General features: G+C 72.7%; 16 protein-coding genes. 5 read left to right on the plus strand and 11 right to left on the minus strand.

What is annotated here, in order from left to right; all coding sequences use genetic code 11:
• Positions 1-57: 57 nt before the first annotated feature.
• The 4 genes from UO65_RS17010 to UO65_RS17020 all read right to left on the minus strand — a co-directional run bounded on the left by UO65_RS17010 (position 58) and on the right by UO65_RS17020 (position 3834).
• Positions 58-1254, minus strand: coding sequence for an acyl-CoA dehydrogenase family protein (locus UO65_RS17010; RefSeq protein ID WP_035283654.1), 1197 nt, complete (start codon positions 1252-1254; stop codon positions 58-60).
• Positions 1255-1351: 97 nt separating this feature from the next.
• Positions 1352-1537 (minus strand): hypothetical protein, encoded by a 186-nt coding sequence (locus UO65_RS35910; RefSeq protein ID WP_146241092.1) that lies wholly within the window; start codon positions 1535-1537, stop codon positions 1352-1354.
• A gap of 357 nt (positions 1538-1894) precedes the next feature.
• Entirely contained in the window at positions 1895-2764 is an 870-nt protein-coding gene (locus UO65_RS17015) for an HpcH/HpaI aldolase/citrate lyase family protein (protein WP_035283657.1), read from the minus strand.
• Entirely contained in the window at positions 2761-3834 is a 1074-nt protein-coding gene (locus UO65_RS17020) for an HpcH/HpaI aldolase/citrate lyase family protein (RefSeq protein WP_035283660.1), read from the minus strand. Before UO65_RS17020 ends, UO65_RS17015 begins: the two co-directional genes overlap by 4 nt.
• A 93-nt stretch (positions 3835-3927) precedes the next feature.
• Here UO65_RS17020 and UO65_RS17025 point away from each other — a divergent pair, with 93 nt between their 5' ends.
• From UO65_RS17025 to UO65_RS17035, 3 genes are all read left to right on the plus strand, one after another.
• The gene (locus UO65_RS17025; RefSeq protein ID WP_035283662.1) at positions 3928-4773 is read left to right on the plus strand and encodes an aminoglycoside phosphotransferase family protein; all 846 of its coding nucleotides are present in this window, start codon (positions 3928-3930) and stop codon (positions 4771-4773) included.
• Between the two features lie 162 nt (positions 4774-4935).
• Positions 4936-6210 carry a magnesium transporter MgtE N-terminal domain-containing protein gene (locus UO65_RS17030; protein ID WP_035283664.1) on the plus strand — a complete coding sequence of 425 codons (1275 nt, stop codon included), beginning with the start codon at positions 4936-4938 and terminating at the stop codon, positions 6208-6210.
• Positions 6203-6739: a DUF1003 domain-containing protein gene (locus tag UO65_RS17035; protein ID WP_035283666.1), complete on the plus strand. Its 537-nt coding sequence runs from the start codon at positions 6203-6205 to the stop codon at positions 6737-6739. The genes UO65_RS17030 and UO65_RS17035 overlap by 8 nt, the downstream gene beginning before the upstream one ends.
• Before the next feature lie 60 nt (positions 6740-6799).
• Here UO65_RS17035 and UO65_RS17040 read toward each other — a convergent pair whose 3' ends face one another.
• The gene (locus UO65_RS17040) at positions 6800-7252 is read right to left on the minus strand and encodes a MarR family winged helix-turn-helix transcriptional regulator (protein WP_035283667.1); all 453 of its coding nucleotides are present in this window, start codon (positions 7250-7252) and stop codon (positions 6800-6802) included.
• 135 nt (positions 7253-7387) lie between these two features.
• On the opposite strand from UO65_RS17040, the gene UO65_RS17045 reads away from it, so the two are divergent.
• Positions 7388-8533: an Mrp/NBP35 family ATP-binding protein gene (locus UO65_RS17045; protein ID WP_035283669.1), complete on the plus strand. Its 1146-nt coding sequence runs from the start codon at positions 7388-7390 to the stop codon at positions 8531-8533.
• Between the two features lie 47 nt (positions 8534-8580).
• On the opposite strand, the gene UO65_RS17050 is transcribed toward UO65_RS17045, so the two are convergent.
• From UO65_RS17050 to sigE, 5 genes are all read right to left on the minus strand, one after another.
• The gene (locus UO65_RS17050; RefSeq protein WP_324608972.1) at positions 8581-9588 is read right to left on the minus strand and encodes a pentapeptide repeat-containing protein; all 1008 of its coding nucleotides are present in this window, start codon (positions 9586-9588) and stop codon (positions 8581-8583) included.
• Between the two features lie 372 nt (positions 9589-9960).
• The gene (gene tatB, locus UO65_RS17060; protein WP_035283672.1) at positions 9961-10344 is read right to left on the minus strand and encodes a Sec-independent protein translocase protein TatB; all 384 of its coding nucleotides are present in this window, start codon (positions 10342-10344) and stop codon (positions 9961-9963) included.
• A 58-nt stretch (positions 10345-10402) separates the two neighbouring features.
• Entirely contained in the window at positions 10403-11899 is a 1497-nt protein-coding gene (locus tag UO65_RS17065; RefSeq protein WP_035283674.1) for a S1C family serine protease, read from the minus strand.
• A 112-nt stretch (positions 11900-12011) separates the two neighbouring features.
• Positions 12012-12617 carry an anti-sigma factor family protein gene (locus UO65_RS17070; RefSeq protein ID WP_035283675.1) on the minus strand — a complete coding sequence of 202 codons (606 nt, stop codon included), beginning with the start codon at positions 12615-12617 and terminating at the stop codon, positions 12012-12014.
• A complete protein-coding gene (sigE, locus tag UO65_RS17075; protein ID WP_035283677.1) occupies positions 12614-13207 on the minus strand; it encodes an RNA polymerase sigma factor SigE in 594 nt (197 codons plus the stop codon). Before sigE ends, UO65_RS17070 begins: the two co-directional genes overlap by 4 nt.
• A gap of 214 nt (positions 13208-13421) precedes the next feature.
• Here sigE and UO65_RS17080 point away from each other — a divergent pair, with 214 nt between their 5' ends.
• Positions 13422-14069, plus strand: a complete 648-nt coding sequence (locus tag UO65_RS17080; protein WP_035283678.1) for an O-methyltransferase — start codon at positions 13422-13424, stop codon at positions 14067-14069.
• A 36-nt stretch (positions 14070-14105) separates the two neighbouring features.
• On the opposite strand, the gene glgC is transcribed toward UO65_RS17080, so the two are convergent.
• The gene (gene glgC, locus UO65_RS17085; protein WP_035283679.1) at positions 14106-15323 is read right to left on the minus strand and encodes a glucose-1-phosphate adenylyltransferase; all 1218 of its coding nucleotides are present in this window, start codon (positions 15321-15323) and stop codon (positions 14106-14108) included.
• Between the last annotated feature and the right edge of the window lie 51 nt (positions 15324-15374).

Genomic DNA, 15374 nt, shown 5'->3' on the forward strand with positions numbered 1-15374 from the left:
CAGGAAACGGGGCAACGGCCAACGCCGTCGCCCCGCCCGGGAGAGGAGGAGAGGTGATCAGTTCCGCGACTTGTACTCGCGCAGCAGACCGCGGGAGATGATGGTCTTCTGGATCTCGCTGGTGCCCTCGCCGATGAGCAGGAACGGGGCCTCGCGCATGAGGCGCTCGATCTCGTACTCCTTGGAGTAGCCGTAGCCGCCGTGGATGCGGAAGGACTCCTGGGTGACCTCGGCGCAGTACTCGCTGGCGATCAGCTTGGCCATGCCGGCCTCGACGTCGTTGCGGGCGCCGGAGTCCTTGAGCCGGGCCGCGTTGACCATCATCAGGTGGGCGGCCTCGACCTTGGTGGCCATCTCGGCGAGCTTGAAGGCGATGGCCTGGTGCTCGGCGATGGCCTTGCCGAAGGTCTTGCGCTGCTGGGCGTACTCCACGGCCAGCTCGAACGCCCGGATCGCGATGCCGCAGGCGCGCGCGGCGACGTTGACCCGGCCGACCTCGACGCCGTCCATCATGTAGCTGAAGCCCTTGCCCGGGGCTTCACCCAGGACCTTGTCGGCACCGATCTTGAAGCCGTCGAAGACGGCCTCGGTGGTGTCGACGCCCTTGTAGCCCATCTTGTCGATCTTGCCGGGGATGGTGAGGCCGGGAGCGACCTCGCCGAAGCCCTCGGTCTTGTCCACCAGGAAGGTGGTGAGGTTCTGGTGCGGCTTCTCCGCGCCCTCGTCGGTCTTGGCCAGCAGGGCGATGAGGTTGGAACTGCCGCCGTTGGTCAGCCACATCTTGGCGCCGTCGATGACGTACCCGTCGCCGTCCTTGCGCGCCCGCGTCTTGATGGCGGCGACGTCGGAGCCCAGGTCGGGCTCGGACATGGAGAACGACCCGCGGATCTCACCGGCGGCCATCTTGGGCAGGTAGTGCTGCTTCTGCGCCTCGGTGCCGTGCTGCTTGACCATGTGCGCCACGATGAAGTGGGTGTTGATCACGCCGGAGACGCTCATCCAGCCGCGGGCGATCTGCTCCACGACCAGGGCGTAGGTCAGCAGGGACTCGCCGAGGCCGCCGTACTCCTCCGGGATGGTGAGCCCGAACAGGCCCATCTCCTTCATGCCCTCGACGATGTCCTTGGGGTACTCATCCGCGTGCTCCAGCGCCTGGGCGTTCGGGATGATCTCCTTGTCCACGAAGTCCTTGACGGTGGACAGGATCTCCTGCTGAACGTCGGTCAAGCCTGCGGTCTGGGCGAGGCGGGCCATGCGAGCTCCCTGTCTGCGGTGACGTGGTTACCGGCCAGTATCCACCGGTCAACGCCCGTCCGCGCCATGGAAGTGGGAGGGGTCTCAGCGGTACCGCTCAGCTCGCGCGCAGCTCCAGCGCGGTGCCGCAGTCCTTGCAGTCCTCGGCCAGCACGTAGACGTCGGCGCCGCAGTCGACGCACTCGCGGAAGCTGCGGTCGAACAGGTCGTCGCGCTGCTTGCGCCGCCCGCCGAACACACCGAGGACGCCGCGGGACTCCGAAGGGAGGCTGTGTCTACCCATGTCGCACAGAAGACATCACAGGACGCCCATACGGCAACCCCCTGCCCGTGACCTGTGCGTTATGTCACCGCAACCTTTGGCGCCCCGTTACGTCCTTGACCTGCACCGTGACCGAAGCGTGACTTTTGAAAGGGGTAACGGCTTGATGACGCTGCGATGTCTTGGCTGATCACCGCGGGCTCGTGCGGCGGGAACGCCACGAGCGGATCGCGAGCGCCGTGGGCGGATCGGTGAGCACCATGAAGGGATCGTGAGCGCCGTGGGCGGTCCCTGAGCGCCGTGGGCGGTCCGACCACGTGGGGAAGAAGACGAGCCGCCCCCGCGGTGGCGGGAGCGGCTCGGACTCGGGGGGGGGGATCAGCCGCGGTCGCGGATGGCGGCGGCGACGGAGAGGACCCGGCGGGCCTGGTCCACGTGCAGGTTCTCGATCATGCGGCCGTCGACGGTGACCACTCCCCTGCCCTCGGCGGTGGCGGCCTCGAACGCCTCGATGATCTTCTCCGAGCGGGCCACCTCCTCTTCCGACGGCGCGAAGACGCGGTTGCAGGTCTCCAGTTGGCCCGGGTGGATCAGGGTCTTGCCGTCGAAGCCGAACTGGCGGCCCTGGGTGCACTCCGCGGCGAAGCCCTCCAGGTCCTTCACGTCGTTGTAGACGCCGTCGAGGATGACCTTGCTGGTGGCGCGGGCGGCGAGCAGCGCCAGGGACAGGCCGCCGAGCAGGGGGGCTCGGCCGGGGACATGCTCGGCCTGCAACTCCTTGGCCAGGTCGTTGGTGCCCATGACCAGGACCGTGAGCCGGTCGCTGGCCGCGGCGATGTCGTGGGCGCGCAGCATGGCGATGGGGGTCTCGACCATGGCCCAGATCGCGGTGCGGTCGGGGGCGCCCGCCGCCTCCAGGGACTTCTCGATCTCGTGCACCTCGGCGGCGGAGTTGACCTTGGGCACCACGATGGCGTCCGGGCCCGCCTCGGCGGCGGCGCGGATGTCGTCGGCGTGCCACTCGGTGTCCAGGCCGTTGACCCGGATGGTCACCTCGCGGCGGCCGTACTCGCCGGAGGCGGCGGCGGCGCAGACGCGCGCGCGGCCGTCGGCCTTGGCGTCCGGGGACACCGAGTCCTCCAGGTCGAGGATCAGCGCGTCGGCGTCGAGGGTCTTGGCCTTCTCCAGGGCGCGCTCGTTGGCGCCGGGCATGTAGAGGACGGAGCGGCGGGGGCGGTAAGCGGTCACTGGGCCAGGGCCTCCTTCGTCGCGGCCTCGTACGCGGCGGCCAGCTCGGGGTCGCGGGCCGACAGGGCGTCGGCCAGCTCGGCCACCACGCGGCACTGCTTCACGGTGGCGTCGTCCTGCATCTTGCCGTCGATCATGACCGCGCCGGTGCCGTCGCCCATGGCCTCGATGACCCGGCGGGCCCAGGCGACGTCCTCCGCCGACGGGGAGAAGACCTTCTTGGCGATGGCGATCTGCTTGGGGTGCAGGCTCCACGCGCCGACGCAGCCGAGCAGGAACGCGTTGCGGAACTGGTCCTCGCAGGCGACCACGTCGGCGATGTCGCCGAACGGGCCGTAGTACGGCAGGATTCCGGCCGCGGCGCAGGCGTCGACCATCCGCGCCACCGTGTAGTGCCACAGGTCCTGCTGGTAGGTGGCGCGACCGGTGGTCAGGTCGTCGCCGGTGGGGTCCTGGCGCACCAGGTAGCCGGGGTGGCCGCCGCCGACCCGGGTGGTCTTCATCCGGCGGCTGGCGGCGAGGTCGGCCGGGCCCAGCGAGATGCCCTGCATCCGCGGGCTGGCGGTGGCGATGTCCTCGACGTTCGCCACGCCCGAGGAGGTCTCCAGCAGCGCGTGCACCAGGATCGGGCGGGACACGTCCGCGCGGGCCTCGAGCTGGGCGAGCAGGCGGTCGACGTAGTGGATGTCCGCGGCGCTCTCCACCTTCGGCACCATGATCACGTCGAGCTTGTCGCCGATGTTGGTGACCAGGGTGATCAGGTCGTCGAGCACCCAGGGGGAGTCGAGGCTGTTGATCCGCGTCCACAGCTGGGTCTCGCCGAAGTCGGTGTCCCTGGCGATCCGCACCAGGCCCTCGCGGGCGGCCTCCTTGCGGTCGGCCCGGATGGCGTCCTCCAGGTTGCCCAGGACGACGTCGGCCTGCGCGGCCATGTCCGGCACCTTCGCGGCCATCTTCTCGTTGCTCGGGTCGAAGAAGTGGATCATGCGCGAGGGCCGGAACGGGATCTCCCGCACCGGCTCGGGCGCACCCACCGCGAGCGGGCGGAAGAAGTCCTTCGGTGAACGCATCGAGCCTCCGTTCGATCACGTGGTTAACCAGCCGGTAACCGCCTGGGAGTTGTAGTCGACCACGGCCGGTGGCGGACCGCCATTGTGGTTTCCATGACACGTGATCCCTTGATCGTCCCGCCCGCGTTCGCCCGGCACTGGGTGTCCGAAGGTGAGCACGAGTGGGTGGCGGGGCTGCCCGCGCAGGCCGCGGCGGCGATGCGCCGGTGGGACCTGACCGCCGACGGGGAGCCGCTGCACGGCTGGTGCGCGGTCGTGCTCCCGGTGCGCGCCGCCGACGGCACCCCGGCCATGTTGAAGATCACCCGGCCGCACCCCGAGGCCGAGCACGAGGCGCTGGCCCTGTCCACCTGGGACGGCGACGGCGCGGTCCGGCTGCTGGCCGCCGAGCCGTGGGAGCTGCTGCTCGAACGGCTCGACCCGGCCCACTCCCTCGACGACGAGCCGCTGCCGGTGGCGCTGGGGGTGATCACCTCCCTGCTGCGCCGCCTGGACCGCCCCGCCCCGCCGCGGCTGCGCGCGCTGCGCGACGTGGCCGCCCGGTGGGTGCGCGAGCTGCCCGAGGGGGACGCGCCCGCCGAACTGGTCGAGCAGGCCGTGGCCTACTGCGCGGAACTGGGCCCGCGCGCCGGGGACCGGCTGGTCAACGAGGACCTGCACTTCGAGAACGTGCTGCGCGGTGAGCGCGAACCGTGGCTGGTGATCGACCCGAAGCCGCTGGCGGGCGACCCCGAGTTCGGCCTGATCGCGCTGCTGTGGAACCGGTGGGAGGAGTCGTCGGTGCCCGACCGGCTGGCCGCGGTCGTCGACGCGGCGGGCCTCGACCACGACCTGGCCCGCCGCTGGGCGTTCGTGCGGGCGGTGGAGAACTGGTCCGATCCGGACTCCGAGGACCCCGCGACCCTGACCGCCCCGGCGATCGCCCGGGCCCTGGCGTGAGCAGCGGACCGGGTGCACCGCACCGGGTTCGCGGGAACGCCGCGCCGCCCGGCGCCGCGGCAGCCGACGGGGGCTCCCGCCGACCCGCGCGGGCGCCGTGGGCTCCGCCACCGCACCGGCGCCCGGGCGGTGTGACCGGCCGCGGGCGACTAGCCTGGCCGGGTGGCCGGCAAGAGCAAGGTATTCGTGGCCCAGCTCCTGGGCCTGCCGGTCTTCGGACCGGACGGGGAGTCCATCGGCAAGCTCCGCGACCTGGTCGCCGGGCTGCGGACGGACGCGCAGCCCCCGCGCGTGCTGGGCGTGGTGGTGGAGCTGGCGACCCGGCGGCGGGTGTTCGTGCCCATGCTGCGGGTGACCTCGATCGACGCGGGCGCCATCACCCTGTCCACCGGTTCGGTGAACATGCGGCACTTCACCCAGCGGCCCAACGAGGCCCTGGTGGTGGGGCAGCTACTGGACGCGCGCGTGCACGTGACCGCGACCGGCAGCCCGGCCGTGGTGGTGGACGTGGCGATGGAGCCGACCCGCACCCGCGACTGGGTCATCGACCGGGTGGCGATCCGCGAGCGCACCGGCAGGCTGGTGCGGCGCGGGCCGGTGCAGGTGGTCGACTGGTCGCAGGTGCGCGCGCCGGGGGTGCTGGAGCTGGCCGGGCACCCGCAGGCCGCGCACCAGCTTCTGGCGGTGTTCGACTCGATGCGGGCCGCCGACGTGGCGACCGCGCTGCAGGACCTGCCGTCGAAGCGGCGCTACGAGGTGGCCGACGCCCTCGACGACGAACGGCTCGCCGACGTGCTCGCCGAACTGCCCGAGGACGACCAGATGGACCTGCTCAAGCACCTCGACGAGGAGCGCGGCGCGGACGTGCTCGGGGCGATGGACCCCGACGACGCCGCCGACCTGCTCGCCGAGCTGTCCGACCGGGACAAGGAGCGGTTCCTCGAACTCATGGAGCCCGCGGAGTCCGCCCCGGTCAAGCGACTGCTGGAGTACTCCTCCGACACCGCGGGCGGGCTGATGACCCCGGAGCCGATCGTGCTCACCCCGGACTCCTCCATCGCCGAGGCGCTGGCGCGGGTGCGCAACCCGGACATCACCCCGGCGCTGGCCAGCATGGTGTTCGTCTGCCGCCCGCCCAGCGCCACCCCCACCGGCCGCTACCTGGGCTGCGTGCACATCCAGCGGCTGCTGCGCGACCCCCCGTTCGACCTGGTGGCGGGGGCGGTGGACAAGGAGCTGACCAGCCTGCGGCCGGACGCGTCGCTGCTGGAGGTCACCCGCTACTTCGCCAACTACAACCTGGTCTGCGCCCCGGTCGTCGACGACGAGGAGCACCTGCTCGGCGCGATCACCGTCGACGACGTGCTGGACCACCTGCTGCCCGAGGGCTGGCGGGAGCGGCAGTCGCGGCACACCGGGGTGGGCACCCGTGCCTGAGCCCACCTCCCGCAGGCGCCTCGACCAGCCCAGGGCCCCGCGCGGGTTCAAGCTGACGATCGACCCGGACACCTTCGGGCGGCTGTCGGAGAACCTGGCCCGGTTCCTGGGCACCGGGACGTTCCTGTTCTGGCAGACGCTGATCGTGATCACCTGGATCGTGCTGAACCTGGTGGCGGTGTCGCTGCGGTGGGACCCGTACCCGTTCATCCTGCTCAACCTGGCCTTCTCCACCCAGGCCGCGTACGCCGCGCCGCTGATCCTGCTCGCGCAGAACCGCCAGGACGACCGCGACCGGGTGTCGCTGGACGAGGACCGGGCGCGGGCCGCGCAGACCAAGGCCGACACCGAGTTCCTCGCCCGCGAGCTGGCGGCGCTGCGGATCGCGGTCGGCGAGGTGGCCACGCGCGACTACCTGCGCGGGGAGCTGGAGAAGCTGCGGTCGGACCTCAGCGGCGACATCAAGCGCAAGAAGCAGCGGCCGGAGCAATCGCGGGACGAGACCCGGCGCAACGAGATCTCGCACTGACCGCGGGGCCGGGGCGGGCGCGTCCGAGCCCCGGTCTCGGCCGGTGCGGTCGCGGGTGGGTCAGTCGGCGAGTTTGCCGCAGAGTTCGCCCAGGTAGGCGAGCTGCTCGGCGCTGAGGCGGGCCACGAAGTGCTCGGAGACCCCGGCCAGGTGGGTGCGGGAGGCGGTGCGCAGCACGTCGAGGCCGTGGGCGGTGAGGGTGGCGACCACGCCGCGGCCGTCGCCGGGGACGCGTTCGCGGGCGACCATGCCCGCGCGCTCCAGGCGGTCGACCAGGCGGGTGACGCCGGAGCGCGAGAGCAGGACCGCGTCGGCCAGTTCGGCCATCCGCAGCCGGTGGTCGGGGGCCTCGGCAAGCTGGACCAGCACGTCGTAGCCGCCCAGGGAAAGCTGCTGCTCGGCGACCAGTTCGGCCTCCAGGACCCTGGTCACCCTGGCGTGCGCGCGCAGGAACGTGCGCCAGGCGTGCAACTCGGTCCGGGTGGGTCGCACGGACCTGTCCGGTGCGGTCACGGGCCCTCCTCATCCTGCGCGCGGGGTGACAAGGTTACGGACCGCGCCCGGGTCATCGCACGGCGCCCTTGACAACGGTTGTGGCGCGTGCCATCCGCGCGGACCGCCCCGGCTACCCGCCCGTAGCATGGGCTGGTGACCACAACCGAGCAGGTTCCCAGCGTCGAGGCCGTGCGGAAGGCTCTGGCGGGCGTGCAGGACCCCGAGATCCACCGCCCGATCACCGACCTCGGCATGGTCAAGGACGTGACCGTGCACCCGGACGGCCGGGTCGACGTCGCCATCTACCTCACCGTGGCGGGCTGCCCGCTCCGCGACAAGATCACCAAGGACGTCACCGCGGCGGTGACCGCCCTGGGCGGGGTGCGGTCGGTCGCGGTCGAGCTGGACGTGATGAACGACGAGCAGCGGACCGCGCTGCGCAAGTCGCTGCGCGGCGACGCCGAGGAGCCGCGCATCCCGTTCGCCGAACCCGGCTCGCTGACGCGGGTGTACTGCGTCGCGTCCGGCAAGGGCGGGGTGGGCAAGTCCAGCGTCACGGTCAACCTGGCCGTCGCCATGGCCGCCAGGGGCATCAAGGTCGGCATCGTCGACGCCGACATCTACGGCCACTCGATCCCGCGCATGGTCGGCTCCCGCGAGAAGCCCACCAAGGTCGAGAAGATGATCCTGCCGCCGGAGGCCAACGGCGTGAAGGTCATCTCCATCGGCATGTTCACCCCGGGCAACACCCCGGTCGTCTGGCGCGGCCCGATGCTGCACCGCGCGTTGCAGCAGTTCCTCGCCGACGTGTTCTGGGGCGACCTGGACGTGCTGCTGCTGGACCTGCCCCCGGGCACCGGCGACATCGCCATCTCGGTGGCGCAGCTCATCCCGAACGCGGAGATCCTGGTCGTCACCACCCCGCAGCAGGCCGCGGCCGAGGTCGCCGAGCGGGCGGGCTCGATCGCGCTGCAGACCCGCCAGCGGATCGCGGGCGTCATCGAGAACATGTCCTGGCTGGAGATGCCCGACGGCACCCGGATGGACGTCTTCGGCTCCGGTGGCGGTCAGCTCGTGGCCGACTCGCTGTCGAAGGCCGTCGGCTCCACCGTGCCGCTGCTGGGCCAAGTCCCGCTGGACCCGCGCCTGCGCGAGGGCGGCGACGACGGCAAGCCCCTGGTGACCAGCACCCCGGACGCCCCGGCGGCGAAGGTCCTCACCGAGGTCGCGGGCAAGCTGTCGGTCCGCGCCCGCGGGCTGGCTGGTCGGATGCTGTCGGTCTCCCCGGCCGGTCGCTGATCCGGCGCACCGCCCACGACCCGTCGTGGGCGGTGTCCCGGCCGTGATCAGGTGCCGGGTCTCCCGGCGGCGGTGATCAGCCCGGCGGGCGGGTTCACGGTGCCGGTGAAATCCGCCCCCTCGGCGAGGAAGACCTCGTCGGCCTCGGCTCCCGCCGCGAAGGTGGCCCTGGCGAACGTGGCCGGGCCGAGGACGGACAGGCGGCTGAGGTCGGCCGGGCCGTGGAACGCGGTGTCGGACAGGTCGGCGGTCTCCTCCGCGATGACCTGGACCAGGCTCGCCGTGCCGTGGAAGACCGCGCCGCGCAGGTCGAGGGTGTCGGTGTCCAGGTGGTCCAGGCGGGTGCGCCCGGTGAACGTGGCGCCCGCGGCGTGGAAGCGGTTCACGCCCACGCCGGACAGGTCCAGGTCGGTGAAGGTGCCGCCGGACAGGTCGAGGTCGATGTCGGACCAGAACCCGTCGGGCGTGGCGAAGTGCAGGTGGTCGCGCAGGATGGCGACCGCGCGGCGGTCGGTCGTGCGGCGCAGGTGCGCGCAGATCGCGCTCACGACGGCCCCGCGGCAGCGCGGGTGCGCGATGCCGATCCGGTTGAGGGCGGCCAGCGCCTCCCCCTGGACGGCGTGGTCGGTCGAGGTCAGCCGCGCGAGATGGGTGGCGAGTGCGGAGTCGACCGCGTGGACGACGGCGGCGGCGAACCGGTCACCGTGGTCGCCGGTGAACTCCACCCCGGCGAAGTCGGCCCGCTCGAGTGGAACGGCGCCCCGGAAGTCGACCGCCGCAGCGAAGCGGGCCCTGTGGAACCAGGCGCCGGGCCCGGTGAACGTCACGCCGTCGAACCGGGCGGCACCGGCGAAGTGGGCCCGGCTGAAGTTGGCCGCGGCGGCGAAGACGGCCCCGGTGAACCGGGCGTCCCGCGCAGGCGCACGTCGGAGAACACCGCGTCGCCGGTGAACCGGGCGCCCCCGAGGTCGGTCGTCCCGGTCACTTCGGCGTAGGACAGGTCGGTGCGGCCGAGGAACCGCGCCCCGGGGCAGTGCAGGTCGCGGATCACGCACCCGGCGAGGTCCAGGTCGAGCAGGGTCGCGCCGGTCAGGTCCAGGAGGACCGGGGAGGCGGGGCGGGTGCGGCAGCAGTCGGCGACCAGGTGCTGCACCGCCGCCCGCACCGGTTCGTCCGCGTCGACGGGTGGCCGCCGCAGGTACTCGCAGCCGATCGCCGCGACGACGCGGAGCAGTGGCTCGCGCAGGAATGCGAGGTGGCGCAGCGCCCGCACCGCGTCGAGCCGGGCGTGCGGGCGGCGGGAGCGGAGCCCGCGCGCCACCCGGCGCACCCGGTGTTCGAGCAGCCTGCCTGCTGCGGCGCGGCGCTCCCGGGCGAAGTCCAGCCGGTACTCGTCGAGGTGCGGGGCGGGGAAGCGGAGCGGACGCTCAGGTGGCATCGGGGTCGATCTTGGGCCGGTCGCCGGGCTTGGGCGGATCGGCCGGGGGGCGGGGGGGTAGCTGGGGCTGGGTGTCGGCGTAGCCGTTGGGCTTGACGCCGTTGTCGCCGTCGCCGAAGAGGGTTTGGGTGACGATGGTCTTCGGGTCGAAGTTGCGCAGTTGCTGGAGGTCCTGCAGGGGTTTGCGCAGCTCGTCGAAGTCGGGGCCGAGTTCGTTCTTGAGCTGGTCGCGGGCGCCGGTGGCGTACTCGCGGACCTTGCGGATGGAGCGGCCCACCCAGGCCGCCGCGGCGGGGAGGCGTTCCGGGCCGAGGATGAACAGGCCCGCGATCCCCAGCACGAGGATTTCCGCCCAGCCGACGCTCTCGAACACCGCTCACCTCCCGCTGTCTGCTGCCCGACGTTGCTGCCCTGACCGCCAGAGTATCCGGTCAGTCCGACCGCAGGGTGACCTGAATGGTGAGTTCGCGCCCCTGCCGGGCCAACACGACGGGAACGGTGTCCCCTGGCCGGTGCTCGCGGACCGCGACGGTCAGTTCGGCGGCGTTGCGCACCTGCCGGTCGCCGACCTTGCGGATCACGTCGCCCTCGGCGATGCCCGCCGCGGCCGCCGCGCCGCCGTCGGCGACGTTGACGACCTGGGCGCCCTCGGCGGTGTCGGCGGAGACCGACTTGACGTTGGCGCCGATGTCGGCGTGCTTGACCTGGCCGTCGCGGATGATGGTCTCGGCGATGCGCTTGGCGTCGTTGCCGGGGATGGCGAAGCCCAGGCCGATGGAGCCGGTGTTGCCGGTGCTGGAGCGGATGGCGGAGTTGATCCCGATCAGCGCCCCGGTCGCGTCGACCAGCGGGCCGCCGGAGTTGCCCTGGTTGATCGCCGCGTCGGTCTGGATGGCGTCGTAGGTGATGGGCGCCTCGCCGTTCTCCCCACCCGCGACGACCGGGCGGTGCAGGGCGCTGACGATGCCCTGGGTGACCGTGTCGGACAGGCCGAGCGGGGAACCGACGGCGATCACCGGGTCGCCGACCTGGAGCTTGTCGGAGTCGCCGAATTGCAGCACGGTCGGGTTGGTCACCGCGACCTTGATCACGGCGAGGTCGGTCTTGGCGTCGGTGCCCACGACCTTCGCCTCGGCCCGGGTGCCGTCGGTGAACACGGTGGTGATCGTGGACTCCGGGGTGGCGCGGCCCTCCAGGGTGACCACGTGCCAGTTGGTGAGGATGTAGCCGGAACCGTCGATGAACACCCCGGAGCCGGTGCCGCCGCCCTGCTCCATGCGCACCTCGATGGACACCACCGCGGGCCGCACCCTGGTCGCGATGTCGGACACGGACCCGACCGGGCGCTGCACCCCGGGCTCGACCTGGGCCAGGGTGACGTCGCTGGTGAGCGCGTCGCCGCTGCGGGCGACCACCCAGCCGACCAGCCCACCCGCCGCCCCGATCACCAAGGCGACGACACCGAGCAGGGCGAGCGCGACGGGCTTGACCCGCCTGCCGAAGAGGACGTCGGGCAGGCTCAGCAGCGCGCCGGTGCCCCGGGTGGACCCGGCGGCGGGCTCGTCGTCGTCCTTGGGCACCGCGGGCGGGCCGATGACCGCACCCGCGGCCGGGTCGCGCCACGGGTCGGCGTCCTCGCTCCACAGGTGGCCCTCGTCACCGGCGTCCCCGCCGCCTGCGCCGGGGGGTCGCTGCAACCGCACCCCGGTGTCGGCGGGCGTGCGGCCGAACGCGCTCGCGAGCGCGTCCGGGGTCGGCGGCGCGCTCGGCAGCCCCCCGAGCGGCGGGCGGGCCGCGGCGTGGGGGGAGAAGGCGCCGTCGACCCCGGCGGGTCGCCCGAACGCGGCCGCCGACGAGGGATCGACCGCGGGCCGCTCCAGCGGCCTGGGTCCGATCCGCTGCTCGGGGTCGGGGTTCTGCTGAGTCATCGTCCACCACGGTGCCGCAACGACGGTGAAATGGGCGTGCGGAACCGCGCGGGAAGCGGTTGCGCACGAAGAGAACCGCCCCCGGGCGGGGGCGGTTGCGGTGGTCTTGCGGTCAGCGGGCGGCGACGAGGCCGAACGAGGGGGCCTGGTCGGCCGCGGTCGGGCGGGCGCCGACGAAGCCGACCGGTTCGATGTCGCCCGCGGTCGGGTACGGCTCGGCGGTACCGGGGACGGGGCCGCCACCGGTGTTGACCAGCGCGAGCGCGCCGAGCACCAGGCCGGAGACGACCACACCGGCACCCTGCGCGGCGCGGCGGCCGGACCTGCGGCCCAGGACCGTGCTGCCCTCGCCCAGGCGCGGCGAGGACCCCAGCGGGGTGGCGGTGCCGAACGCGGCGGTGGCCTCGGGGCGCTGGATGGCGACCAGTTGGCCGTCGTCGGTGACCGCGAGGTTGTCCGGGGCGCCGGGGAGGTCGACCTCCTGCGGGATGGCCCGCAGCGAGGCGAGGAACCCGGCGGACATGCTGGGCACGTCGGCCGCGCGGACCGCCGAGCGGGCCTGCCGCTGGGCGGTGACCTCGGCGGCGCACCACGGGCAGCGGGCCAGGTGCGCGGTCGCGCGGTCGTGCGGGGTGCGGCCGAGTTCACCGTCGACGAAGGCCACCACGGCGTCGGGCATGAGGTGCAGGTCGGGCAGCCCCAGGCTCTCGAACGTCATAGCGCGGCCTCCCGTGCGAGTTCCCGGCGCCGCTCCAGCGACGCGCGCAGGGCCTGGCGGCCCCGGTGGATTCTGCTGCGGACAGTACCCAGCTTCACCCCGAGGGTGGCGCCGATCTCCTCGTAGGACAGGCCCTCCACGTCGCAGAGCACGACGGCGGCGCGGAACTCCGGGGGCAGTTCGTCCAGCGCGGCCTGCAGGTCCGGGTCGAGGTGGGTCTCGCCGTAGACCTGCTCCGGGCTCGGGTCGTCCCCGGCGAGGCGGTCGGTGTCCTCGGGCAGGGCCTCCATCCGCAGCCGCGAGCGGCGGCGGGCCATGTCCAGGAACAGGTTGGTGGTGATGCGGTGCAGCCAGCCCTCGAAGGTGCCGGGCTTGTAGGACGCCAGCGAGCGGAACACCCGGATGAAGGTCTCCTGGGTGAGGTCCTCGGCGTCGTGGGCGTTGCCGGTCAGGCGGTAGGCGAGCCGGTAGACGCGGTCGGCGTGCTCGCGCACGACCTCGTCCCACGACGGCGGCGTCCAGGCCGTCTCCTCGATCTCCACCGGCCTCGGCTCGGCGGTCTGGGTGGCGGGGATACGCACCTCCTGCACAGGGTCCTTCGCCGTCTTCCTGACAACGTCCGCGCGTCCCATCGTGTTCCCCCGCTCCCGGGTCAGACCCGTCCCAGCCATGCCGTCCACTCTGGGGTACCCCCATGTGGCCATGGTGAGAGCCTGCTGAGATGAGCCTGAGAAAACGTTCAGGGGGTGACCTTCCGGTCGAGTTCACCCGTTTTCCCCATCGGCGGCGCTAACCTCCGTTCCCGTGGGACGGGAATCGCCCGCCGTGGACCCGGCGGACCTGAGCGGGTACGTCGACGGCTTCCTGGCCGAAGACGACGCGCTGGCGTCGGCGCGGGCCACCGCGCTGCGGCTGGGGTCGGTCCCGGTCAGCCCGAGCAGCGGGGCGGCGCTGCGGTTCCTGGCCAGTGTGCTGCGCGCGAAGGCCGTTGTCGAGGTGGGCACCGGCCTGGGGGTCAGCGGCCTGTACCTGCTGCGCGGGATGGCCCCCGACGGGGTCCTCACCTCGATCGACCTCGACCCCGAGCACCAGGCCCTGGCCAAGCGCACCTTCACCGCGGCGGGCGTCGCCCCCGGCCGCACCCGGCTGATCATGGGCCGCGCCCTCGACGTGCTGCCCCGGCTGACCGACGGCGGCTACGACCTGCTGTTCATCGACGCGTCCAAGCCCGAGTACCCCGAGTACCACCAGCAGGGCGTGCGCCTGCTGCGGCCCGGCGGCGTGCTGGCGTTCGACAACATCCTGTGGCAGGGCCGGGTGGCCGACCCCACCCGCCGCGACCCGGACACCCAGGGGGTGCGCGAGGCCGCCAGGGCGATCCGCGAGGACGACCGGCTGGTGCCGATGCTGCTGCCGGTGGGCGAGGGCCTGCTGGTCGCGGCCAAGGTCTAGGCGGGTCCGCCCGGGTCCCGGGATCACCCGGGCGGGTCAGTCGGCGTGGGTGCCCTTGCCCAGGACGACGATGCCGCTGCCGCTCACGGTGTACCGGGCGCGGTCCGCTTCCGGGTCGACACCGATGTGGACGCCGTCACCGACGGTGACGTTCTTGTCGAGGATGGCCCGGCGCACGACGGCGCCCTTGCCGACCCGCACCCCCGGGAGCAGGACGCTGCCCTCCACGACCGCGCCGTCCTCGATGACCACGTCGGAGCTGATGACCGAGCCGGTCACCCGGGCGCCGGAGACGATGGTGCCCGGGCCGATCATCGACTCCTGGGCCAGGCCCTGGTTGACGAACTTCGCCGGGGGCAGCGGCGGGGTGGCGGTGCGGATGGGCCACTGCTGGTTGTAGAGGTTGAACACCGGGTGCACCGACACCAGGTCCATGTGCGCGTCGTAGTAGGCGTCCAGGGTGCCGACGTCGCGCCAGTAGCCGCGGTCGCGCTCGGTCTCGCCGGGGACCTCGTTGTCGGCGAAGTCGTACACCCACGCCGAGCCCCGGTCGACCAGCATCGGGATGATGTCGCCGCCCATGTCGTGCAGGGAGTCCTTGTCGGCGGCGTCGGCCTTGAGCGCGTCGAGCAGGGCCGCGGTGGAGAACAGGTAGTTGCCCATGGAGGCGAACGTCACGTCCGGGTCGTCGGGGACCGCGGGCGGGTCGGCGGGCTTCTCCAGGAACCGGGTGATGCGGCCGGTGGCGTCGGAGTCGATGCAGCCGAAGGCGCGCGCCTCCTGGCGCGGCACCCGGATGCCCGCGACGGTGACGCCCGCGCCGGTGGCGATGTGGCGCTCCAGCATCTGCGCCGGGTCCATCCGGTAGACGTGGTCGGCGCCGAAGACCGCGATGTAGTCGGGCCGCTCGTCGTGCACCAGGTTCAGCGACTGGAAGATCGCGTCGGCGCTGCCGGTGTACCAGCGCGGGCCCAGGCGCTGCTGCGCGGGCACCGGGGTGACGTACTGGCCGAGGATGTTCGACAGCCGCCAGGTGGTGGAGATGTGCCGGTCCAGCGAGTGCGACTTGTACTGGGTGAGCACGCACAGCCGGTGGAACCCGGCGTTGACCAGGTTCGACAGGACGAAGTCGACGAGGCGGTAGTTCCCGGCGAACGGCACAGCGGGCTTGGCGCGGTCGGCGGTCAAGGGCCAGAGCCGCTTTCCCTCACCGCCCGCCAACACGATCCCGAGTACCCGCGGCTGGCCCTTCACGTCCTGACCCTAACCGGCTCACCCAGTGGTGTGCCACACGTGATCGGCTTG

Origin of the sequence: Actinokineospora spheciospongiae, assembly GCF_000564855.1 — a bacterium.
Classification (GTDB): domain Bacteria; phylum Actinomycetota; class Actinomycetes; order Mycobacteriales; family Pseudonocardiaceae; genus Actinokineospora; species Actinokineospora spheciospongiae.